This window comes from Micromonospora terminaliae, assembly GCF_009671205.1.
Lineage (GTDB): Bacteria > Actinomycetota > Actinomycetes > Mycobacteriales > Micromonosporaceae > Micromonospora > Micromonospora terminaliae.
This window is the reverse complement of sequence record NZ_CP045309.1, coordinates 3,458,320-3,480,833: the sequence shown is the minus strand read 5'-3', so window position 1 is coordinate 3,480,833 and position 22,514 is coordinate 3,458,320. Positions and strand designations below refer to the sequence as shown.

Annotated in this window: 16 protein-coding genes; 10 read left to right on the top strand and 6 right to left on the bottom strand. The window is 71.9% G+C overall.

The annotated features are described in order from the left end of the window. Positions 1–85: 85 nt before the first annotated feature. Positions 86–502, top strand: coding sequence for a hypothetical protein (locus GCE86_RS15700; protein WP_239543510.1), 417 nt, complete (start codon positions 86–88; stop codon positions 500–502). Positions 503–671: 169 nt separating this feature from the next. Here GCE86_RS15700 and GCE86_RS15695 read toward each other — a convergent pair whose 3' ends face one another. Then, the gene (locus GCE86_RS15695; protein WP_154227670.1) at positions 672–3,527 is read right to left on the bottom strand and encodes an aconitate hydratase; all 2,856 of its coding nucleotides are present in this window, start codon (positions 3,525–3,527) and stop codon (positions 672–674) included. Between the two features lie 156 nt (positions 3,528–3,683). On the opposite strand from GCE86_RS15695, the gene GCE86_RS15690 reads away from it, so the two are divergent. From GCE86_RS15690 to GCE86_RS15680, 3 genes are all read left to right on the top strand, one after another. After that, on the top strand, positions 3,684–4,040 hold the full coding sequence (locus GCE86_RS15690; protein WP_154227669.1) for a VOC family protein: 357 nt from the start codon (positions 3,684–3,686) through the stop codon (positions 4,038–4,040). 23 nt (positions 4,041–4,063) lie between these two features. Then, complete coding sequence (locus GCE86_RS15685) at positions 4,064–4,720, top strand: DedA family protein (RefSeq protein WP_154227668.1); 657 nt, start codon at positions 4,064–4,066, stop codon at positions 4,718–4,720. Positions 4,721–4,943: 223 nt separating this feature from the next. After that, positions 4,944–5,312 carry an ArsC/Spx/MgsR family protein gene (locus GCE86_RS15680; protein WP_154227667.1) on the top strand — a complete coding sequence of 123 codons (369 nt, stop codon included), beginning with the start codon at positions 4,944–4,946 and terminating at the stop codon, positions 5,310–5,312. A gap of 11 nt (positions 5,313–5,323) precedes the next feature. Here GCE86_RS15680 and GCE86_RS15675 read toward each other — a convergent pair whose 3' ends face one another. Then, on the bottom strand, positions 5,324–5,518 hold the full coding sequence (locus GCE86_RS15675; protein WP_204343342.1) for a hypothetical protein: 195 nt from the start codon (positions 5,516–5,518) through the stop codon (positions 5,324–5,326). Here GCE86_RS15675 and GCE86_RS15670 point away from each other — a divergent pair. Both GCE86_RS15670 and GCE86_RS15665 read left to right on the top strand, forming a co-directional pair. Next, complete coding sequence (locus tag GCE86_RS15670) at positions 5,517–6,179, top strand: hypothetical protein (RefSeq protein WP_154227666.1); 663 nt, start codon at positions 5,517–5,519, stop codon at positions 6,177–6,179. The genes GCE86_RS15675 and GCE86_RS15670 overlap by 2 nt on opposite strands. 60 nt (positions 6,180–6,239) lie before the next feature. Then, positions 6,240–6,629, top strand: a complete 390-nt coding sequence (locus GCE86_RS15665; RefSeq protein WP_154227665.1) for a hypothetical protein — start codon at positions 6,240–6,242, stop codon at positions 6,627–6,629. Between the two features lie 71 nt (positions 6,630–6,700). On the opposite strand, the gene GCE86_RS15660 is transcribed toward GCE86_RS15665, so the two are convergent. Beyond that, a complete protein-coding gene (locus tag GCE86_RS15660; protein ID WP_163636982.1) occupies positions 6,701–7,867 on the bottom strand; it encodes a histidine decarboxylase in 1,167 nt (388 codons plus the stop codon). A 327-nt stretch (positions 7,868–8,194) separates the two neighbouring features. Between GCE86_RS15660 and GCE86_RS15655 the strand changes: the two genes are divergently transcribed. After that, entirely contained in the window at positions 8,195–9,235 is a 1,041-nt protein-coding gene (locus GCE86_RS15655) for a hypothetical protein (RefSeq protein WP_154227663.1), read from the top strand. 52 nt (positions 9,236–9,287) lie between these two features. Here the strand turns inward: GCE86_RS15655 and GCE86_RS15650 are convergent, their stop codons facing one another. Continuing rightward, on the bottom strand, positions 9,288–10,748 hold the full coding sequence (locus GCE86_RS15650) for an APC family permease (RefSeq protein WP_154227662.1): 1,461 nt from the start codon (positions 10,746–10,748) through the stop codon (positions 9,288–9,290). Positions 10,749–11,111: 363 nt separating this feature from the next. On the opposite strand from GCE86_RS15650, the gene GCE86_RS15645 reads away from it, so the two are divergent. From GCE86_RS15645 to pulA, 3 genes are all read left to right on the top strand, one after another. Further along, positions 11,112–11,783 carry a cellulose binding domain-containing protein gene (locus GCE86_RS15645; protein ID WP_154227661.1) on the top strand — a complete coding sequence of 224 codons (672 nt, stop codon included), beginning with the start codon at positions 11,112–11,114 and terminating at the stop codon, positions 11,781–11,783. Between the two features lie 38 nt (positions 11,784–11,821). Continuing rightward, positions 11,822–12,502 carry a cellulose binding domain-containing protein gene (locus GCE86_RS15640; protein ID WP_154227660.1) on the top strand — a complete coding sequence of 227 codons (681 nt, stop codon included), beginning with the start codon at positions 11,822–11,824 and terminating at the stop codon, positions 12,500–12,502. A gap of 128 nt (positions 12,503–12,630) precedes the next feature. Continuing rightward, complete coding sequence (gene pulA, locus GCE86_RS15635) at positions 12,631–18,129, top strand: pullulanase-type alpha-1,6-glucosidase (protein ID WP_154227659.1); 5,499 nt, start codon at positions 12,631–12,633, stop codon at positions 18,127–18,129. Positions 18,130–18,207: 78 nt separating this feature from the next. On the opposite strand, the gene GCE86_RS15630 is transcribed toward pulA, so the two are convergent. After that, entirely contained in the window at positions 18,208–20,175 is a 1,968-nt protein-coding gene (locus GCE86_RS15630; protein ID WP_154227658.1) for a hypothetical protein, read from the bottom strand. Positions 20,176–20,540: 365 nt separating this feature from the next. Beyond that, positions 20,541–22,346, bottom strand: coding sequence for a hypothetical protein (locus GCE86_RS15625; RefSeq protein ID WP_244316993.1), 1,806 nt, complete (start codon positions 22,344–22,346; stop codon positions 20,541–20,543). Positions 22,347–22,514 lie beyond the last annotated feature (168 nt).

Below are 22,514 nucleotides of genomic sequence, written 5' to 3'. Positions count from 1 at the left end.
CCGAAGGAGATTAGACAACGCTGTGTGATTGTCCGGCAACCCTCGGAAAGCTGCTGTGCAGACGACGCCGAGGAGGGAGCGCACGATGCCCGAGGACAAGCTGAAGCCGAAGAGCGATCCGCCGGCCCGCGCCATCGTGCCGGGCCCGATCGGGCCGCTGGTTCCTCCGTACCGTGGGCCCGGACGGGTGACCAACGCCGTGCCCGCAACGCGCTGGCGGACCCGCGGCGGTCCGCCCGTCGCGCACACCGCGACCGGCCCGTCCTGGCGGTGCGACGCCTGCGGTCAGGACTGGCCCTGCCCGGCGCTGCGCGCGATCCCGACGGACGCCGCGCGGCGCGCGACCCTGATCCCCGAGTTCTCCCGGATCACGCGGCGCGCGATCCGCGACCTTCGCGGCCGGCCCGGCGGCCCCGACCCGGTCGCCGTCGTGCGACGCTTCCTGTGGTTCCTGCCGCTCACCGACGAGGAGGCGCGTGCGATCGCGCTGAGGCTGCGCTGAGCAGGGCGCGCGTCGGCGGAGTTCGAGATCTTGGACAGTTTCCGTTCGGTGCGAACAGGAAGTCTCCAAGATCCGCTGAGCGACGCCGGCCGGGCGAGCACCCCGGCGGGAAACGCCGAAGGGCCGCTCCCCGCGAGCGCGGGAAGCGGCCCCTCTCAGCCGTGACGCGTCAGCTGGCGATCATGCGGCGCAGCACGTACTGCAGGATGCCGCCGTGCCGGTAGTAGTCGGCCTCACCGGGGGTGTCGATCCGGACCACGGCGTCGAACTCCACGCCGGTGTCGGTGGTGACCTTCACGGTGCGCGGGGTGTCGCCGTCGTTGAGCGCGGTGACGCCGCTGATCGAGAAGGTCTCCGTGCCGGTCAGGCCCAGCGACTCGGCGGTGGTGTCGACCGGGAACTGCAGGGGCAGGACGCCCATGCCGATGAGGTTCGAGCGGTGGATCCGCTCGTACGACTCGGCGATGACCGCCTTGACCCCGAGGAGCATGGTGCCCTTGGCCGCCCAGTCGCGGGACGAGCCGGAGCCGTACTCCTTGCCGGCCAGGATGACCAGCGGGACGCCCGCCTCCTGGTACGCCATCGAGGCGTCGTAGATCGAGGTCTGCTCGCCGGTCAGGTGGTTGACCGTGAAGCCGCCCTCGACGCCCGGCACGAGCTGGTTGCGCAGCCGGATGTTGGCGAAGGTGCCCCGGATCATCACCTCGTGGTTGCCCCGGCGGGAGCCGTACGAGTTGAACTCGTGCCGCGCCACGCCGTGCTCGGCCAGGTACTTGCCGGCGGGGGAGTCCGCCTTGATCGAGCCGGCCGGGGAGATGTGGTCGGTGGTCACCGAGTCGCCGAGCTTCGCGAGCACCCGGGCGCCGGCGATGTCGACCACCGGCTTCGGGTCCCGCTCCATGCCCTCGAAGTACGGGGGCTTGCGCACGTAGGTCGACTCACCGTCCCAGGCGAAGGTGTCGCCAGTCGGGGTCGGCAGCGACTGCCAGCGCTCGTCACCGGCGAACACGTCCGCGTACGCGGAGCTGAACCCGGCGGCGCCGATCGCCGAGGCGATGACGTCCTGGATCTCGGCGCTGTTCGGCCAGATCTCCCGCAGGAACACCGGGTTGCCCTGCGCGTCCTCGCCGATGGGCTCGTTCGCCAGGTCGATGTCCATGGTGCCGGCGAGCGCGTACGCGACCACCAGCGGCGGGGACGCCAGGTAGTTCATCTTGACGTCCGGGTTGATCCGGCCCTCGAAGTTGCGGTTGCCGGACAGCACGGAGACGACGGCCAGGTCGCCCTCGTTGACGCCCGCGGAGACCTCCTCCGGCAGCGGGCCGGAGTTGCCGATGCAGGTGGTGCAGCCGTAGCCGACCAGGTTGAAGCCGAGCTTCTCCAGGTAGGGCGTGAGGCCGGCGCGGTCGTAGTAGTCCATGACGACCTTGGAGCCCGGGGCCAGGGTGGTCTTCACCCACGGCTTGCGGGCCAGGCCCTTCTCCACGGCGTTCCGGGCCAGCAGCGCGGCGCCGATCATGACCTGCGGGTTCGAGGTGTTGGTGCAGGAGGTGATCGCGGCGATCACCACGGCGCCGTGGTCCAGCTCGTACTCGACGCCGTCCGCGCCGGTAACCCGGACCGGGTTGGTGGCGCGCCCGCCGGCGCCGACCGCGGCGGTCTCCAGGTCGCGCGGGGCGTCGGCCGGGTCGTTGACGCCGTTGGCGGGGGAGTCGCTGGCCGGGAAGGATTCGGCGCTGGCCTCGTCGGCCGGGCCGTCGGTGCCGAACGGCTTCTCCAGCTGCGGCACGCCCGGCTTGCGGCTCGGGTCGCCGCCGGTCTCGTCGGCGGCCACGTAGTCGGCGAGCGCCGAGCGGAACAGGGTCTTGGCGGAGCCCAGCGGCACCCGGTCCTGCGGGCGCTTCGGGCCGGCCAGGGACGGCTCGATGGTGCCGAGGTCCAGCTCCAGCCGCTCCGAGTACTGCGGCTCGCGCTCCGGGTCGTGCCAGAGGCCCTGCTCCTTGGCGTACGCCTCGACGAGCGCGACCTGCTGCGGGTCGCGGCCGGTCAGCTCCAGGTAGCGGACGGTCTCGGCGTCGATCGGGAAGATCGCGACGGTGGAGCCGTACTCCGGGGACATGTTGCCGATGGTGGCCCGGTTGGCCAGCGGCACGGCGCTCACGCCGGGGCCGTAGAACTCGACGAACTTGCCGACCACGCCGTGCTTGCGCAGCATCTCGGTGATGGTGAGCACCAGGTCGGTGGCGGTGGTGCCGGCCGGCATCTCGCCGGAGAGCTTGAAGCCGACGACCCGCGGGATCAGCATGCTGACCGGCTGGCCGAGCATCGCGGCCTCGGCCTCGATGCCGCCGACGCCCCAGCCCAGCACGCCCAGGCCGTTGACCATCGTGGTGTGCGAGTCGGTGCCGACCACGGTGTCCGGGTACGCCTGGCCGTTGCGCTCCATGACCGTGCGGGCCAGGTACTCGATGTTCACCTGGTGCACGATGCCGGTGCCCGGCGGGACGACCTTGAACTCGTTGAACGCGGTCTGGCCCCAGCGCAGGAACTGGTAGCGCTCCTTGTTGCGCTCGTACTCCAGCTCGACGTTGCGCTGGAAGGCGTCCTCGCGGCCGAACAGGTCGGCGATGACCGAGTGGTCGATGACCAGCTCGGCCGGGGCGAGCGGGTTCACCTTGGTGGCGTCGCCGCCGAGCTCGCGGACGGCCTCGCGCATGGTGGCCAGGTCGACGACGCAGGGCACGCCGGTGAAGTCCTGCATCAGCACCCGGGCCGGGGTGAACTGGATCTCCACGCTCGGGTCGGCGGTGGGGTCCCACCCGCCGAGCTGCCGGATGTGGTCGGCGGTGATGTTCGCGCCGTCCTCGGTCCGCAGCAGGTTCTCCAGCAGGATCTTCAAGCTGTAGGGCAGCCGGTCGTGGCCCTCCACCTTGTCGATCCTGAAAATCTCGTAGCTCGCGTCTCCGACGCGTAGCTGGGTCTTCGCACCGAAGGTGTCGAGGCTCGCCACGTCGTACTCCTTCACACCAGCGACCGTGAGTAGTCCTGAGCAGTTTGTCGCACCGGCCGGGGTGCCGCCGTGGTTAGGCGACACTTACCTGCGTCGGTCTCAACAAAACCGTACGTCCGTCTTGCTATTCGCGCAACCTCGTGCCAGGGTTCGGGACGAGGAGGTGCCACGATGATCCATCACGTCCTGCTCGCCTGCCCACGCGGCTCCGAGGAGACGTCGCGGGCCTTCTACTCGGGCCTGCTCGGCCTGGTCGAGAAGCCCAAACCCCCGGCCCTCGCCGCCCGCGGCGGTTGCTGGTTCACCGGGTACGGCGTGGAGCTGCACCTCGGCGTCGAGGAGGACTTCCGCCCCGCCCGCAAGGCGCACCCGGCCCTGCTCCGCCCCGACCTGGACCGGCTCGCCGTCCGGCTCGACGCCGCCGGCCACCCCGTGACCTGGGGCGACGACGAGATTCCCGGCATGCGGCGGTTCCACACGTACGACCCGCACGGCAACCGGCTGGAGTTCCTCGCCCCCGTCGGGTGACCCGCCGCGGGTAGGGTTCGGGGGTGGTCGACGTGCAGCACTGGCTCTCCGCGCTGCCCCCGGGCGTGATCTATCTGATCGTCGCCGGGGTCATCGGCGTGGAGAGCATGGGCGTCCCGCTCCCCGGCGAGATCGTGCTGGTCAGCTCCGCACTGCTCGCCGCCGCCGGGGCGGTCGAGCCGGAGTGGGTGGCCACCGCCGCCGCGGCCGGCGCCATCGTGGGCGACTCCATCGGGTACGCCGTGGGCCGCCGCGGCGGGCGTCCGCTGCTCGAACGGCTGGGCCGGCGCTTCCCGAAACACCTCGGCCCGGCACAGCTCGCCCGCGCCGAGCAGAGCTTCGCCCGGCACGGTGTCTGGGCGGTCTTCTTCGGGCGGTTCGTCGCCCTGCTCCGCATCCTCGCCGGCCCCCTCGCCGGGGCGCTGCACGTGCCGTACCGGCGGTTCCTGCTGGCCAACGCGGCCGGCGGCCTGGTCTGGGCGTTCGGCACCACATACCTGCTGTTCTCGGTGGGCCGGGCGGCCGAGCACTGGCTCAAGGACATCTCCTGGGCCGGGCTGGCCCTCGCCGTGCTCGCCGGCCTGGGCAGCACCTGGTGGCTGCGCCGCCGGGCCCGGCGGCTGGAGCAGGTCGAGCTGCCCGACGAGGCCGAGGAGCCGGTGCGCGCGGGCGACCGTTGACGACGACGCGGCGGATGCGCGCGTGCTGCCCAGGCCCCGGCGGGACCGTACCGGAGCGCGTCGCGGCCGCGCGGAGCAGTCGGCGGGGCGACCCGGCGGCCGCGGCTTTTGGCGAGGCGCCCGCGCGACCCTCGGTCGTGGCGAGGTCGAGCCGCGGGGTCGCGACTTGTGGGCGAGGTCGGCGCGGGGCGGGTTCCACTGTGGGCGTGCCACCATGTCGGGCATGGAGATCTGGAACAACCCGTCCTGCTCGAAGTGCGCCGCCGCCCGCGCGTCCCTCGACGAGGCGCGGGTGCCGTACCGGCTGCGGGCGTACCTCACCGAGCCGCCGAGCGCGGAGGAGGTGACCGAGGTGCTGCGCCGGCTGGGCGCCCGGGCGTGGGAGATCTGCCGCACCGGCGAGCCCGCCGCCGCCGCGCTGGGCATGGCGGACTGGCCCCGCGACGACGCCTCGGAGCCACGCTGGATCGCCGCCATGGTCGCGCACCCCGAGCTGATCCAGCGCCCGATCCTGCTGCTGGACGACGGCAGCGCGCTGGTCGCCCGTACCCCGGAGGCCCTTGACGAAGCGGTGCGCCGCAGCGACCGGTGAGCCCGGGTGGGTCAGAAGGACCGCTGGCTGGCCTTCGCGTGCCGCTCGCGCAGCCGGTCCCGGATCTCCTCCGGGGTGTACGCCCGGCGCCGCCGCTCCGCCCGTGCCACGACCACGCCGGTCGCCGCGACTCCCGCGAGGCCGGCCAGGCCGAGCAGCTTCCACCACCGCATCCGTTGCCGCTTCGGCATAGGGTGATCCTCCATGAGCATCAGCCTGGACGAGGCGGTGGAGCTGACCCGCACCGGTGACCTGTGGGTGTTCCGCGGGCGCAGCGTGCCGGACCGCGCCATCCAGCTCACTACCAACAGCCCAGTCAACCACGTCGGCATGGCCGTGGTGCTGGACGACATGCCGCCGCTGATGTGGCACGCCGAGCTGGGCCGCTCGCTGCGGGACATGTGGACCGGCACCCACCAGCGCGGCGTGCAGCTGCACGACCTGCGGGACGCGGTGTGCGTGTGGGCGAACCGGTACGGCCAGCGGGCCTGGCTGCGCCAGCTGGAACCGCCCGCGGACACCACGATGGAGGAGGCGGTGCTGCGCACCGTGGCCCGCCTCGACGGCACGCCGTTCCCGTCCACCGCGCAGCTCGCGTGGCGCTGGGCCCGCGGCCGGGTGCCGAACCTGCGCGGGGGCCGGCCCTCCCTGGCCGACGCCGGCGGGGTGCCGGTCCGGGACCGGGCGTTGGAGACCGCGTACTGCGCGGAGGTGGTGGCCGTGACCTACGAGGCGATGGGGTTGCTGCCCGCCGGCCGGCGGCCCAACTGGTACGACCCGGGGCGCTTCTGGAGCGGCGACGACCTAGACCTCACGGGCGGCGCGCAGCTCGGTTCCGAGATCGAGGTGCGCATCCCGCCCCGCTGACCAGCATCCGGCCCCGCTGAGCAGGTTTGCCGCGCCCGCCGGGCGGCAATGGAGAGCGGCGTGACGGCTTCCACGGACCTCGACACACTCGCCGACTTCTTCGACCGGTACGGCGTGGCGCTGACCACCGCCGACGTGCCCGCCATCGCCGGCTGCTACGCGCTGCCGGGGCTGGTGGTCGCCGACACCTACAGCTTCTCGTTCACCTCGCCGGCCGCCGTGGCGCTCAGCTTCGTCGGCGCGGCCCCCGACTACCAGGAGCGGGAACTGGTCGCGGCCCACGCGCTCATCGAGGACGTGCAGCAGGTCTCCGAGCTGCTCACCGAGGTGGCCGTGCGGTGGGAGTTCCTGGACAGCCAGGGCCGGGCGGTGCCCGGCGAGCGTTACCGCTACGTGCTGCGGGCCACCGCCGACGGCCCGGCCATCTGCACCGTCATCCGCACCGCCTGACAGCGGCGGCCGGCGTGCCCGCGCCGGGCGGCCGGTTCAGCGGCCGGCGTGCCCGCTCCGGGCCGATGGTTTCAGCGGACCAGTTCCCGACGGCGGCGGGGCAGCGCGTCGAGGCGGTTGCCACGGGCCGCCACGTCGGCCACGAAGTCGTCGACGGCCTCCCTCGTGACGCCGGGCATGCAGATGAGGTGGCTGCGACCGGCGCTGCTGGCCAGCACCCACTTCGCCGTCACGGCCGGGGGTGGGGTCGGGAAGACCACGGTGAAGGCGTGCTCGTGCCGCCAGGCCGGCCAGCCCACCTCGTTGAGCCGCTGCACCGCGTATGCGGCCAGCTCACGGGCCCGCTCGGCGCGCTCCCGCAGGCCGTCGTGGCCCAGGCTGCGGATCGCGTACCAGAGCAGCAGCGCCGGGTGGCCGCTGCGCGAGCCGCTGATGGTGGTGTCCACCGTGCCGGTGTAGTTGCCGGAACGGGCGAGCTGCTGCTGGAGGGTGCGGCGGGTCAGCACCGCCCCGCACGGCACCGGCGTGCCGAGGAACTTGTAGCCGGAGATGGAGATGCTGTCGACGGTGGCGTCCAGCCGCAGCGTGGCCCGCCCGTCGGCCAGAGCGAGGGGGACCCCGGCCAGCGCCCCGTCGACGTGCAGGTGGTGACGGACGGGCGTGCGGGCGAGCAACTGCCGGATCCGCGGCACGTCGTCGGCGGCCTCGGTCATCGTGGTGCCGCAGGTGGCCACGACGACGGCCGGCCGGTCCCGGTGCCGGTCGACCATGCGGGTCAGGTCGTCGTAGTCCATCTCGCCGCGCTCGTCGGCGCGGACCACCACCGAGTCCAGGCCGAGGATGTCGACGCACTTGGGCAGCGAGTAGTGCGCCTCGGCGGAGTGGTAGACCAGCGCCCGGGGCAGGCGGGCGCGGGCCAGGTAGAGGCCGTAGAGGTTGCCCTCGGTGCCACCGGAGGTGAGGTAGCCCCAGCGGTCGTCGGCCGGGGCCTGGAACAGGTCGGCGAACCAGTCCAGCACCTCCCGCTCGTACCGCTTGGTGTGGTTGGCGCCGGCCGGGTCGGTCCAGGGGTCGCCGATGTTGTTGAGCAGCGAGCCGAACAGGGGGGGCCAGCGGGCTGTAGTCGATGTCGGTGGCGACCGGGAAGCCGACGTGCGTCCGCCGGCCGGCGGACGCGGCCGAGGGGACGGCGGCGAGTTCGGCGAGGAGCTCCTCGGGACGCGCGACGGCGCCGGCACGGCCTGGGTCGGCTGACAACACGGCGCTCCCTCGTCGTCCCGGTGGACAGCGCACAGAGTGGACCATGAGTCACGGAGAGCAGGCAAGCGTTACCAACCTGGCCACCGATTGTCCAAAATCGACCGCTGGCACCACTGTGGAGGCATTCGCCGACTGAGTGACAGGTCAGGGTGCGGTGGCCGGGAACGCTTGCGGACAGTTGATAACCCGTGCACTGAGTGAAATCATCGGCCGGGCGAATTCCCGCTAGCCAGGAGCTGCCAGTGTCGCAGGATCACCGGTCACCGCTGCCCCGTCCGTCACATGAGGACACCTGGAGTGGCGGCGTGGCCGACCGGCCGGCGTACCCGCCGCCACCGCCGGTCCGGCCGCCCGCGCGGTGGGGCAGCCGCCGGGTCTCCGGTGACGCGCCGAGCTCGGCCCCGCCCGGCCAGGGTATGCCGGCCTACGGTCCGCCCGCCCCGCCACCGTACGGCTCCGGTCCCCCGGACACCGGCCGCTTCGCCCCCGGAACCGGTCACCCGCCGAAGGCGACGATCGGCGGATACGCTCCGCCCGGCACGCGCTACCGCCCGGCGGACCCTCCGGGGTACGGCGTCGCCGGACCCGCCCCGGCGGTCTGGTCACCGGGCCACGCGCGCGAGGCGGGCGCCGACGGCTTCTCGAACCCGGCGGTCCAGCACCAGATCCGGCAGGCGGTGGTGCACCGGGTGCAGTACGCGAATGCCCTGCACGCCTCGCACTACTGGGACCTGCGCCGGACCAGCCCGGTCGGGCCGCACGCGCTCGTCTTCCTCTACGCCAGCCGGGACCACGGGTTCGCCGACCCGCGCCGGCCCTACTACGAGATCAAGGCGGCCTCGCGGCTGTTCCGGGACGGCAGCGAGGTGCGGGACCTGCCGGCGCTGCTCGCCGAGCTGGGCGAGATCGCCGAGGGCTACCTGACCGGCGGCGGCGTCTTCGACCCGGTGGCCCAGATGACCCAGGCCGGCGAGCCGATGCCCACGGCCGCGCGCTACGTCGGTGTCTCGGTGTCCAGCCTGCTGGGCGGCGCTGACGAGGCCGGCGCCGAACCGAACGGCGTCGGCGGGATGGGCATCCCCGGCCGCAACCTGGTGGTCATGTCCGACGACAACCTGCTGGTGGTCGAGCGCCCGGCGCGGGCGCACGAGCAGGTCGTCGTCAACTCCACCTGCCCGCACTTCAGCGGCGGCGGTGTGGAGGTGCGCAGTTGGCTCCCGCTCACCCCGGATCAGCAGCTGCACCCGGCCTGGCGGTGGTTGCAGCACCTCAACCGGCTGGTGCTGGCCGGTCAGGAGCGCAAGGCCGCGGTTCTCGGCTCGATGGTCGGCCGGCGCCGCCGCTGACGACGCGTACGGCCCGCCCCCCGGGTGGCGGGCCGCCGCGTGTCCGGGCGTCCTATAGGGAACGGCCGACCAGGTCCTGCTCGATCACCGCGAGCGGGCGCGGCTGGCCCTGCCCGACGTTCTCCAGCACCTCCGGGCGGCTGGCCCGGAGGACCGCCGCCCAGACCAGCCCCACCGCTGCGGCGGCCGCCACCGCGCCGGGGACCAGCCACTTCGTGGCGGAGCCGGCGGGCGCCCCGAGGACGGCGGAGAGGTTCACCAGCGTGGTGAGCAGGGCCGCGCCGACCAGCACCGCACCGATGGACGGCGCGACCGTGCGCTGCCACGCGGTCTCGCGGCCGCCGCCGCCTCGGTGGAAGAATGCGATGGTGGCGACCGAGGTGACCGCCATCATGAACAGCAGCGCGATGGCCGCGACGCCGGAGAGCCAGCTGAACATGATGGCGACCGGGTCGGCGCCGGTCAGCGCGAAGATCAGGACAGCCGGCAGGGCGATCGCCGACTGGAGCACCGACCCGGCGACCGGCGCGCCGCCCCGGCCGATCCGCTCGAACACCGCCGGCAGCACCCGTTCGCGGCCGAGGCTGAAGGCGTACCGGGCGATCGAGTGGTGGAAGCTCACCATCGCGGCGAACACGCTGGTCACCACCAGGATGGTCGCGACGCTGCCAAGCATCGGGCTGACGTGCGCCTCCAGGATCGAGAACGGCAGCCCGGCGCCCGGGTCGCGGGACCGGTCGACGACCTGGTCCGGACCGACGGCCACGGCCACGGCCCACGCGGCGAGCGCGTAGAGCACGGCCAGCAGGAACAGTGCCGAGTAGGCCGCCCGGGACACCGCCCGCGGCGACCGGGCCTCCTCCGAGTAGACGGCCGCCGACTCGTAGCCCACGAACGAGGCCGCGCAGAAGGCGACCACGCCACCGATGCCGGGGACCAGCAGGTTGCCGGGATCGAGCGGCGCGAAGCTCACCGACCCGCCGGCGGGGTGGGTGAACGAGGTGAGCACGAAGAGCAGGATCACCGCGACCTCGACGGCCAGCACCGCGCCGAGCAGGCCCACGCTGATCCGTGCCTTGAGCATGCCGACCAGGGCGACCCCGGCCCACGCGAGCAGGGCCCAGGCCCACCAGGCCCCGCCGATGCTGTCGCTGACCACCGCGCCGAGCAACCCGTAGAGGCAGATCTGGATGGCGTTGTAACCCAGGAGCACGACGGGCGCGGCGACCACGCCCCAGAACCGGCCGAAGCCGGCGGCCACGGCCGCGTAGAAGACGCCGGCGCTGGAGACGTAGCGGGCCATGGCCAGGTAGCCGACGGAGAAGAAGAGCAGGGCGGCGGCGATCACGAGGAAGCCGAGCGGCGTGCCGGTGACGCCGGTCGAGGCGTACGTGGCGACGATCGCGCCGGCGAGCACGGCCATCGGGGAGGAGGCGGTCGCGCTGAACACCAACAGGGCGCCGGTGCCGAGGGACTTGCGGATGAGCCCGGTTGGCGCGCTGGCAATCTGCATGGAGTCGCTCCGAGTGGGGGAGGTCGGGGGTTACCGGGGCGGATGCCCGGCGATCAGCGCTCCATGATGGACAGTCCGGGCGGATTGCGCGACCGTGCCCGATCCTGCGCCGCTGCGGAGTTCCCGTCGCCGAGCCCGGACAGCGTAGCCGACGACGCGCTGCGACGTGTCGCGTGCGGGCCGTGGCGACGGGCCATCCGGTGGAGCCCGATCCGCCACCCATGATCACCCGTTCCGCGCCTCGCGGGTGCCCGGACGGTCGGAACGCCCCGCGCGCGCTGCGCGTCCCGGCGCACCCTGGCTACGCTGGCGCTTCGGCGACCACGAAGCCGATCACGAGGGCGACCACGAGAGGGGCATCTGATGAGCGGCGGGCCCGTCCGGCCGTCCGGCGCACCGGCGGCGCCGCGGGTGCTCACCTCGGTGCCGTGGATCGTGCTGGTGCTCGGCGTCGGCCTGATCGTCGGCCTGCTGGTCGTCGTCCTGCTCTCTCTGCGCGGGGAGGAGCAGGCCCCGGTGCCGGCGCCCGCGCCGCCCATGTACCTGCCGACGCTCGGGGTGGAGCCGACCGCCACCGCGTCACCGACCGGCGGGGCGACCGCGGCACCCACCGTCCCGGAGACGCGCTCGCCGAGTCCGACCGCCTCGCCCACGGCCGGCGTGTCCCGGCCGGCCACGCCGCGGCCCAGCGCCTCGGTCCGGGCGGCCGCGGCCGGTGCGGTCACCGCCCGCTACGAGGCCACCGCCAGCGACCGGGACGGCTTCGAGGCCCGGCTGACCGTCGTCAACGGCTCCGGCGGCGGCCAGGGCTGGGAGGTCGAGCTGTTCTTCACCGGCAACGTGAAGAGCATCCAGGCCTCGTCCAGCTCGGGGCTGTCGGTCAGCACCCAGGGCAGCGGCGTGTTCGTGCTGCGCGGCACCGGGCCGCTGCCGGCCGGGCAGAGCGCCACGGTGCGACTGCAGTTCGGCCGTACGGGCACCGGCGACCGGCCGGGCCGGTGCACGGTCAACGGCGCGGACTGCGTCATCGGCTGAGGCGCTACGCTCGCCCCACGGGACCGACAGGGAGGTTCATGCCCGGCACGCGACGCGCACGCCCGTCACCCGGCGCCGCCATCATCTCCTCGCCCTGGATCGTCGTCTCGATCGGCGTGCTCGTCATGGTGGTGCTGATGGTCGTGGCGCTGGGCTCGGTACGCGGGCGCCGGACTTTCGCCGAGGCCCCACCGCCGGCCCCGACGATGTCGCTGCCCCCGGTGCCGGCCACCACGCCCAGCGCTCCGGACGCGACCACGCGTCCGCCCGCGTCGGCCGCCGGCCCGGTGGTCCCCGGGTTGTCCCCGCGGTCCACCGTGCTCCCCGCCCGGCCGTCGCCGCACCCGTCGCCCAGCGCGGGCGGTGGCAGCAGCCGGCCGGCGGCCACCCCGCCCGCGCCGCCGTCGGTCGCCGGCCGCTACGGCGTGGTGAGCAGCTTCGACGGCGGCTTCATCGGCGAGGTACGCCTGGTCAACGCCACCGGCGCGGCGCGGGGCTGGACGGTGCGGCTGGCCTTCCCGCAGGGGCGTCTCGTGGCCGTCTGGGTGAGCGGCGCCGAGCAGGGCAGGGGCGGCTTCACCGACGGAGTCCTCACCTACCGCAGTGGAGTCGACCTGGCGCCCGGCGCCTCGGTGGCGCTCCAGTTCCACTTCGAGCACACGGGCACGACCCGGCCGGCGAGCTGCACGGTCGACGGCGCCGCCTGCTCCGGCCTCTGATCCCATCACTCGGCTCTGCCGGGTTTCGCAAGACTGCTGCTTTGTTGCGACTTGGTTTGCAAGGTATTGCAGAATGTTTCGGCGGGGGCTAGCGTGCGGGCGAATCAGCGACCAGAGAAAGGCCGTCGATGAAACCCCCGCCGATATCCCTCAAGGCCCTCGCCGCCTTGGCCACCTCCCTCGTGCTCACCCTCGTCGGCGTGCCGGTGGCCCTCCACCAGCTGGGGGCCGACGGCAGTGACCGGTCCGCCACCCCCGACGTGCTGGCCGCCGCGGGCGCCGCGCAGTGGGGCCGGGAGCCGTCCGCCGAGACGCTGCTCAAGGCCGGCACCACCAGCGCGAAGGCCGAGCAGTTCTACTTCGTCCTGCCGGACCGCTTCGCCAACGGCGACAAGCGCAACGACACCGGCGGGCTGACCGGCGACCGGCTCAGTACCGGCCTGGACCCCGCGGACAAGGGCTTCTACCACGGCGGTGACCTCAAAGGCGTCATCGACCGGATGGACTACATCCAGGGCCTCGGCACCACGGCCATCTGGCTCGCCCCGATCTTCAAGAACCGGCCCGTGCAGGGCACCGGCGCGGACGTCTCCGCCGGCTACCACGGCTACTGGATCACCGACTTCACGCAGGTCGACCCGCACTTCGGCACCAACGCGGAGCTGACGAAGCTCGTCGGCCTGGCCCACCAGCGGGGCATCAAGGTCTACCTGGACATCATCGTCAACCACACCGCGGACGTCATCCGGTACGCCGAGGACAAGTACGGCTACGTCGACAAGAAGACGTCCCCCTACACCGACGACCAGGGGCGCGCCTTCGAGGATCGCAACTACGCCGACGGCACCCGGGCGTTCCCGCGGGTGGACGGCACGTCGTTCCCGTACACCCCGGCCTTCGCCACCCCGGCCGACGCGAAGGTGAAGGTGCCGGCCTGGCTGAACGACCCGACCATGTACCACAACCGGGGCGACTCCACCTTCGCCGGTGAGAACAGCGAGTACGGCGACTTCTTCGGCCTCGACGACCTCTGGACCGAGCGTCCCGAGGTGGTCCGCGGCATGACCGACATCTACGCACAGTGGATCGGCAAGGCCGGCGTCGACGGCTTCCGCCTCGACACGGTCAAACACACCAACCTCGACTTCTGGCCGCAGTTCACCCGCGGCATCGAGGCGGCCGCGGCCAAGGCCGGCAAGCCGGACTTCTTCATGTTCGGCGAGGTCTACAGCGCCGACCAGGAGATCGAGTCGACCTACGTGCGGCAGGGCGGCCTGCCCGCCACCCTCGACTTCTCCTTCCAGGAGGCCGCCCGGGGCTACGCCGCCGCGGACGGCTCGGCCCGGGCGCTGGCGGACCTGTACGCCAAGGACGACCTCTACGCCGCGCGCGACACCGACGCCAACCGGCTGACCACCTTCCTCGGCAACCACGACATGGGCCGGATCGGCTCGTTCATCGCGGCCGCCGGGGGCGACGACGCCAGCCAGCTCCGGCGCGACCAGCTCGCCCACCAGCTCATGTTCCTCACCCGCGGCCAGCCGGTGGTCTACTCCGGCGACGAGCAGGGCTTCACCGGTCCCGGCGGGGACAAGGACGCCCGGCAGGACATGTTCGCCAGCAAGACGGCGGACTACCTCGACGACGACCTCATCGGCACCACCCGCACCCACGCCAGCGACCAGTACGACACCACCCACCCGCTCTACCGGACCATCGCGGAACTGGGCAAACTGCGACAGGCCCACCCCGCGCTGCGGGACGGCATCCAGGTCACCCGGTACGCGGCCGACGGGCCGGGCGTCTTCGCCTTCTCCCGCGTCCTGCCGACGGAGCGCACCGAGTACGTCGTCGCGGTGAACAACGCCGCCACGGCGCAGACTGTCACCGTGGACACCTGGTCGGCCGGCGCCACCTTCGCGGGCGTCTACGGCGGCGCCGCCACCGCGACCGCCGGCGCCGACGGCAAGCTCGGCGTGACCGTGCCGGCCATGTCGGCCGTGGTGCTCAAGGCCGACCGGGCCATCCCGCAGGCCGGGGCGGCCCCGGCGATCACCCTCACCGAGCCCGGTGACGCGCCGGTCGCGACGAAGGCCACGGTCACCGCGCAGGTCACCGGCGACCCCCTCGCGACCGTCACCTTCGCGGCCCGGGTCCCCGGCGGCAAGTGGACCCTCCTGGGCAGCGCGCACAAGGCCCCGTACACCGTCCACCACGACCTGACCGGCCTGGCCGGCGGGACGAAGGTCGAGTACAAGGCCGTGGTCCGTGACGGCAGGGGCCGGGTGGCCGCCGCGCGGACCACCGGTGTGGTCGGCACCCCGGCCCAGAGCGTGTCCCGGGACTGGGCGGTCGTGCACTACCAGCGCCCCGCCGGGGGGTACGCCGACTGGGGCCTCTACACCTGGGGCGACATCGACCCGGCGTACCAGACCGAGTGGCCCAAGGGGCAGCCGTTCGCGGGTGAGGACTCCTTCGGCCGGTTCGCCTGGGTCAAGCTGAAGCCCGGCGCGAAGTCCGTCGGGTTCCTCGTGGTCGACAAGGACGGCAACAAGGACGTCGCGAACGACCGCAGCATCGACGTGACGCAGACCGGCGAGGTGTGGGTCAAGCAGGGCGACCCGGCCCTCTACCCGACCCGGCAGGCTGCCACCGGCGAGCCCGACCAGCCGGTCGACCAGAACACCGCGGTCATCCACTGGCGCAAGGCCGACGGGAACTACGACGGCTGGGGCCTGCACCTGTGGGACGGCGCCGCCAACCCGACCGACTGGGGCAACCCGCTGAAGCCCGAGAAGATCGACGCGTACGGCGCGGTCTTCCGGGTGCCGCTCGCGGCCGGGGCCACGGGGCTGAACTACATCGTGCACAACGGCGACCAGAAGGACCAGCCCGACGACCAGCGGCTCGACTTCGCCACCGCCGGGCACGAGATCTGGCTGCTGGCCGGGGTCAAGGGCCGGCTGCTGCCGCCCACCTCGTCCGGCGTCGCCAAGGACCTCGACATCACCAAGCAGAAGGCGCAGTGGATCGACCGGTCCACCGTGGCCTGGCAGACCGGGCCGACCGACGGCAAGCGGTACGCCCTGGTGGCCGCCCCGGCCGGCGGGATCGGCATCGCCGACGGCGAGCTGACCGGGACGTACACCACACTGCCGCTGCGGGCGGCGCGCAACGGGCTGACCGAGGCCCAGCGGCAGGCGTACCCCCAGCTCTGGGCCTATCGCGCCTTCACGCTGGACCGCGCCGACCTGGCCAAGGTGCCCGCGGCGCTGCGCGGCCAGCTCGTGGTGACCGAGCGGGACGCCGAGGGCCACCTGCTCGGGGCCACCGGGGTGCAGATCCCCGGCGTGCTCGACGACGTCTACCGGGCCGCGACCGGCGCGAAGCTCGGCCCCACGTTCGCCGGCAAGGTGCCCACCCTGGCCGTCTGGGCGCCGACCGCCCGGAAGGTGTCGCTCCAGCTCTTCGACGCGCCGGCGGCCGAGCCGAGGACGGTGTCGATGAGCCGCGACGACCGCACCGGCGTCTGGTCGGTGCGCGGCACGAAGGGCTGGACCGGTAAGTACTACCGGTACCAGGTCGAGGCCTGGCAGCCGGCGGCGCAGAAGGTGGTCACCGCCGCGGTGACCGACCCGTACTCGGTGGCCCTCGCGCCGGACTCGACGCACAGCCAGATCGTCGACCTGGCCGACCCGGCGCTGGCCCCGGCCGGCTGGGCGAACCTGCGCAAGCCGGCGGCCGTGCCCTCGGCGAAGGCGCAGATCCAGGAGCTGTCGGTCCGCGACTTCTCCATCGCCGACACCACCGTGCCGGCCGAGCGGCGGGGCACCTACCTCGCCTTCACCGACCCGGGCACGGCCGGGATGACGCACCTGAAGGCGCTCGGCGACGCCGGGGTCAACTACCTGCACCTGCTGCCGGCGTTCGACTTCGCGACCATTCCCGAAAAGCGGGCCGACCAGGCCCAGCCCGCCTGCGACCTGGCCGCCCTGCCACCCGACTCCGACGAGCAGCAGAAGTGCGTCGCGGCGGTCGCCGACAAGGACGGCTACAACTGGGGGTACGACCCGCTGCACTACACCGTGCCGGAGGGCGGTTACGCGGTCGACCCGGCCGGGGCGAAGCGGACCACCGAGTTCCGGCAGATGGTCGCCGGGATCAACCAGGCCGGCCTGCGTGTGGTGATGGACGTCGTCTACAACCACACCTCGGCCGCCGGCACCGACCCGAAGTCGGTGCTCGACCAGGTCGTGCCCGGCTACTACCAGCGGCTGCTGGAGGACGGCACCGTCGCCAACTCGACCTGCTGCGCCAACACCGCCCCGGAACACGCCATGATGGGCAAGCTCGTCGTGGACTCCCTGGTCACCTGGGCCAAGGCGTACAAGGTGGACGGGTTCCGGTTCGACCTCATGGGCCACCACCCGAAGGCGAACATCCTGGCCGTCCGCGCCGCCCTGGACCAGCTGACCCCGGCCCGCGACGGCGTGGACGGGAAGAAGATCCTGCTCTACGGCGAGGGCTGGAACTTCGGCGAGGTGGCCAACGACGCCCGGTTCGTGCAGGCCACCCAGGCCAACATGGCCGGCACCGGCATCGGCACCTTCAACGACCGGCTCCGCGACGCGGTGCGCGGTGGCGGCCCGTTCGACGGCAACCCGCGGATCCAGGGCTTCGCGTCCGGGCTCCTCACCGACCCGAACGGGGACGACGTCAACGGGTCGGCCACCGAGCAGAAGGCGCGGCTGCTGCACCAGCAGGACCTCATCAAGGTGGGGCTGACCGGCAACCTGCGCGGCTACCGGTTCACCGACTCGTCCGGCCGGCCAGTCACCGGCGCGCAGGTGGACTACAACGGCTCGCCGGCCGGTTACACGGCGGCCCCGGGCGAGGCGGTCACCTACGTCGACGCGCACGACAACGAGATCCTGTACGACGCGCTGGCGTACAAGCTGCCGCAGGGGACCTCGGCGCAGGACCGGGCGCGGATGCAGGTGCTCGCCCTGAGCACCGTGGTGATGGGTCAGGGGACCGGGTTCGTGACGGCCGGCTCGGAGCGGCTGCGCTCCAAGTCGCTGGACCGCAACTCGTTCAACTCCGGTGACTGGTTCAACCAGATTCGCTGGGACTGCGCCCAGGGCAACGGCTTCGGCGCCGGCCTGCCACCCGAGCAGGACAACAAGGACAAGTGGCCGTACGCGAAGCCGCTGCTGGCCGACCCGAAGCTGGTGCCGGACTGCGCCGCCATCGACCTGGCCGACGCCCGGTACGCGGAGCTGCTCACCATCCGGCGTTCCTCTCCGGTCTTCGGTCTGACCACCGCCGACCAGGTGCAGAAGCGGGTCGCCTTCCCGCTCTCCGGCGACCGGGAGACCCCGGGCGTGATCACCATGACCCTCGACGCCCGCGGGCTCGACGGGAAGTGGAAGTCCGTCACCGTGGTCTTCAACGGCACCCCGGAGACCGCGAAGCAGACCGTTCCCGGCCTGCGCGGGGCGAACGTGGCGCTGCACCCGGTGCTGAGGAACTCCGCTGACCCGGTGCTCCGGACGGCGTCCTTCGACCGGGCCGGCGGCACGTTCACCGTGCCGGCCCGCAGCGTGGCGGTCTTCGTCCAGAGCTGACACCGAACGCGGTCCGGCCCCCTGCCACGAAGTGGCAGGGGGCCGGACCTTTGCGTCGAGCCGTACGTCGACCGTTGCTCAGTTGAAGCAGTCTTCGACGGTGTTGGCGCAGTTGGTGGGGTCGTTGTTGGTGATGGTGGACTTGTCGTCGAGCTTGACCTTGCCCTCGTTGTTGAGGACGCCGCCGGCGACGCGGTGGAGCTTGGCGGTGTCGGTGGCGGTGTTCTTGGTGACGTGGGTGTTGGTCAGGGTGACCTTGCCCTTGTTGTTGAAGATGCCGCCGCCGTTGAGGGCGGTGTTCTTCTTGATTTCGGTGTCGCGCAGGGTCAGGGTCGCGTTGTCGTCCTTGTCCCTGCCGTTGTGCTCGGTGAAGCCGTCTTCGACCTTGACGAGCCACTCGCCGTTGAAGATGCCGCCGCCGAAGCGGTTGGCGGTGTTGTCGACGATGGTGCTGTCGGAGATGGTGGCGGTGGCGTCTTCCTTGTCGTTGGAGTAGCCCCAGTGCTTGCCGCCGGTGTTGACGATGCCGCCGCCGTTGCCGTCGGCGTGGTTCTTGGCGACGAGGACGTGGTCGAGCTTGAGGACGGTGTTCTCGGCGTAGATGCCGCCGCCGTTCTCGCAGGCGGTGTTGCCGGTGATGGCGGTGAAGCTGATGGTGACGAAGCCGCCGGAGCTGAACAGGCCGCCGCCGTTCTTGCCGGCGCGGTTGTCCGACAGGGTGCTCTTGACGGCGTCCTTGCCGTGGTCGGAGCCGACGATTTCGACGGTGCCCTCGTCGTGCTCGTCCTTGTTCTTGTCGTAGGGGTTCTCGATGCTGTTCGGGCCGTACTGGTCGTGCTTGGTGTTGTCGCCCTTGCCGTTGGCGATGCCGCCGCCATTGCCGCCGGCGGTGTTGTTGTCGATGTGGGATTCCTCGACCTTGAGGACGCCGCGGTTGAAGATGCCGCCGCCGTCTTCGCGGGCGTGGTTGTCGGTGACCTTGCTGTCCTCGAGGCGGACGCGGCCGAAGTTGGCGATGGCGCCGCCGTTCTCCTCGGCGTTGTTGTCGGTCAGCTTCACCTTGATCAGGTTGGCGCTGCCGCCCCGCTCGACCAGCAGGGCGCCACCGTCACCCTCGCCCCGCTTGTCCTTGTCCTTGTCCTTGTCGCCGTCCCACGACCCCGAACCCTGCGGACCGGAATCCACCGCCACCGGCCCACCCTGGGCCACGGGCGCACCCTGGGCCACCGGGGCGCCCTGCGCGACCGGCGCGGCCTGCACCGCGGTGCCGGCCGGGGCGCCCATGACGGCCGGGGCGGCCGCAGCGGCCGGCGCGGTCTGGGCGGCGGGCGCCATCGGCGCGCCGTTGCCCGGAGCGCCACCCGGAGCGCCGTTGCTCGGCGCGGAGGGGCCCTGCGGCCCGCCGGGGACCTGGGGTCCGCCGCCGCCGTACTTGAAGGCGGTGGCGTTGCCGCCCTTGACCGTGAGGTCCTTCAGGGTCAGCTCACCACCGTCGACCACCCGGAAGATCCGGAAGGTGTCCTCGGAGTCCCGCTTGATCGTCGAGCCGTTGCCCTTGATCGTGATGTCCTGCTTGATCTCCGGCAGCGCCGCGCCGAACTTGCGGTCCTTGCGGTCCAGCTCGTACGTGCAGTTCTCGGCCAGCTTCAGCGTGCCGCCGTGATCCCGGTTCGCCAGATCGAGCGCCTCGACCAGGTCGTCGTCGTCACACGGCACCTCCCGGACCTTCCCGTGGTCCGCCCCGTCCGCGTCCCACTCGCCACGGTCCCGGGCGTCCTTGTCCTTGTCCTTGTCCTTGCCGTCCCGGCCGTGCTCGTCGTCCCGGGCCTCCGAACCCTCGTCGTCGCTGGTGAGCTGGGCGGTCGACCACTTCACGTCGGCGAGCCGGTGGGGGCCCGTGACCCCGGTGGTCGCGTAGGCCACGCCCGCGAGGCTGACCGCTCCGGTCAGGCCCACGACGCCGGTGGCGAGCCACAGCCGGCGGCGCCGGAGCGGGGAGGTCGTCTCACGGGAGGCGTCATCGTTATTGCGAAGGTAGTTGGACATCGGAGCTCTCTGCCCTCTCCTTGTACCCGACAAGGTCGCTTCGCCACAGCGAGGCGGCCTCCGCTACAAATCGGTTGTAGCTGCTGAAGACCAACGTATGAGAAGGTTCTTCACCTCGCGCCCATATACGAAAAAAACCCGCAAACGGGGTGGGCCGGGCGGCGGGTCCCAGAGGGGACCGCAGGCGCGGGACGGCATCCGGTCGGCGAAGGGGGTTCGGCGAAGGCGTAAGGCCACCGGACGCTACGGAGGGCCCGTACCGGACGGGAGCACGACGAACCACCCGGTGGTGACGCGGGGGGCAGGGGAGTCCCTCCCCGCCGTGGCGCGGCGGAAAGGGACTCCCCGGGTTATGTGGTGGTTCTTCAGTCGAAGCAGTCCTCGACGGTGTTGGCGCAGTTGGTGGGGTCGTTGTTGGTGATGGTGGACTTGTCGTCGAGCTTGACCTTGCCCTCGTTGTTGAGGACGCCGCCGGCGACGCGGTGGAGCTTGGCGGTGTCGGTGGCGGTGTTCTTGGTGACGTGGGTGTTGGTCAGGGTGACCTTGCCCTTGTTGTTGAAGATGCCGCCGCCGTTGAGGGCGGTGTTCTTCTTGATTTCGGTGTCGCGCAGGGTGAGGGTGGCGTTGTCGTCCTCGCCGTGCTCGTGGTCGTCCTTGAAGCCGTCCTCGACCTTGACGTCGGTGTCGCCGTTGAAGATGCCGCCGCCGAAGCGGTTGGCGGTGTTCTCGACGATGGTGCTGTCGGAGATGGTGGCGGTGGCGTCCGACTCCTTGTTGTCGCGCTCCTTGTTGTCGCCGCCGTTGGAGGACCAGTCCTTCTTCTTGTCCTTGCCGCCGGTGTTGACGATGCCGCCGCCGTCCTTGTCGGCGTGGTTCTTGGCGACGATGACCCTGTCGAGCTTGAGGTCGGTGTCGACCGCGTAGATGCCGCCGCCACTGTCGCAGGCGGTGTTGCTCTTGATCACGGTGAGGGTGATCGTGACGGTGCCGCCGGAGCTGAACAGACCACCGCCGTTCTTGCCGGCCTTGTTGTTCTCGATGGTGCTCTTGGTGCTGTCCTTGCCGTGGTCGGAGCCGGTGATCTCGACGGTGCCGGCCTCGTCGCGGTCCTTGCGGTCCTTGTCGTGGCCGTCCTTGCCGTAGCTGCTGTTGCCGTAGCTGCTGTTGCCGTAGCCGTTCTTGTCGTGGTCGTCCTTCTTGCCCTTGCCGTTGGCGATGCCGCCGCCGTTGCCGCCGGCGGTGTTGTCGTCGACGTGGGAGTCCTTGACCTTGAGCACGCCCTCGTTGAAGATGCCGCCGCCGTCCTCGCGGGCGTGGTTGTCGGTGACCTTGCTGTCCTCGAGGCGGACGCGGCCGAAGTTGGCGATGGCGCCGCCGTTCTCCTCGGCGTTGTTGTCGGTCAGCTTCACCTTGAACAGGTTGGCGCTGCCGCCCCGCTCGACCAGCAGGGCGCCACCGTCACCCTCGCCCTGCTTGTCCTTGTCCTTGTCCTTGCCGTTGTCCCACGACCCCGAACCCTGCGAGCCCGAGTCCTGGCCGACCGGCGCACCCGGCGCCCCCATGGCGACCGGCCCGCCGGGGACCTGCGGTCCGCCGCCGTACTTGAAGGCGGTGGCGTTGCCGCCCTTGACCGTGAGGTCCTTCAGGGTCAGCTCACCACCGTCGACCACCCGGAAGATCCGGAAGGTGTCCTCGGAGTCCCGCTTGATCGTCGAGCCGTTGCCCTTGATCGTGATGTCCTGCTTGATCTCCGGCAGCGCCGCGCCGAACTTGCGGTCCTTGCGGTCCAGCTCGTACGTGCAGTTCTCGGCCAGCTTCAGCGTGCCGCCGTGATCCCGGTTCGCCAGATCGAGCGCCTCGACCAGGTCGTCGTCGTCACACGGCACCTCCCGGACCTTCCCGTGGTCCGCCCCGTCCGCGTCCCACTCGCCACGGTCCCGGGCGTCCTTGTCCTTGTCCTTGTTCTTGTCGTCCTCGCGGGCGCCCTTGTCGCCGTCGGAGGCTTTCTGCGGCGCGGCCACGCGGTTCTCGGCCACCCGTTCCGGCGCGCCGGACTTGTCGTTGTCCCGGGCCGCGAGGCCGCCGAGCGCCGCCAGCCCGACGACGCCGGTCAGGCCGGCCACGCCGGTGGCGACAAGGAGGGCCCGCCGCCTGCCTCCCGACGGGGACATCGGAGCCCCGCCGTCGCTTTTCGTTACGTCGTTGGACATCAGAGCCTTCCGCCCTTTCGGTCTACCTAAAGGGGTCGCACCGCCCCAGGTCGAGCGACCAGCTACAAATCGGTTGCAGCCTCTGATCGCCACCGTATGAGAAGGATCCTCGCGACGCGGACGGATCTG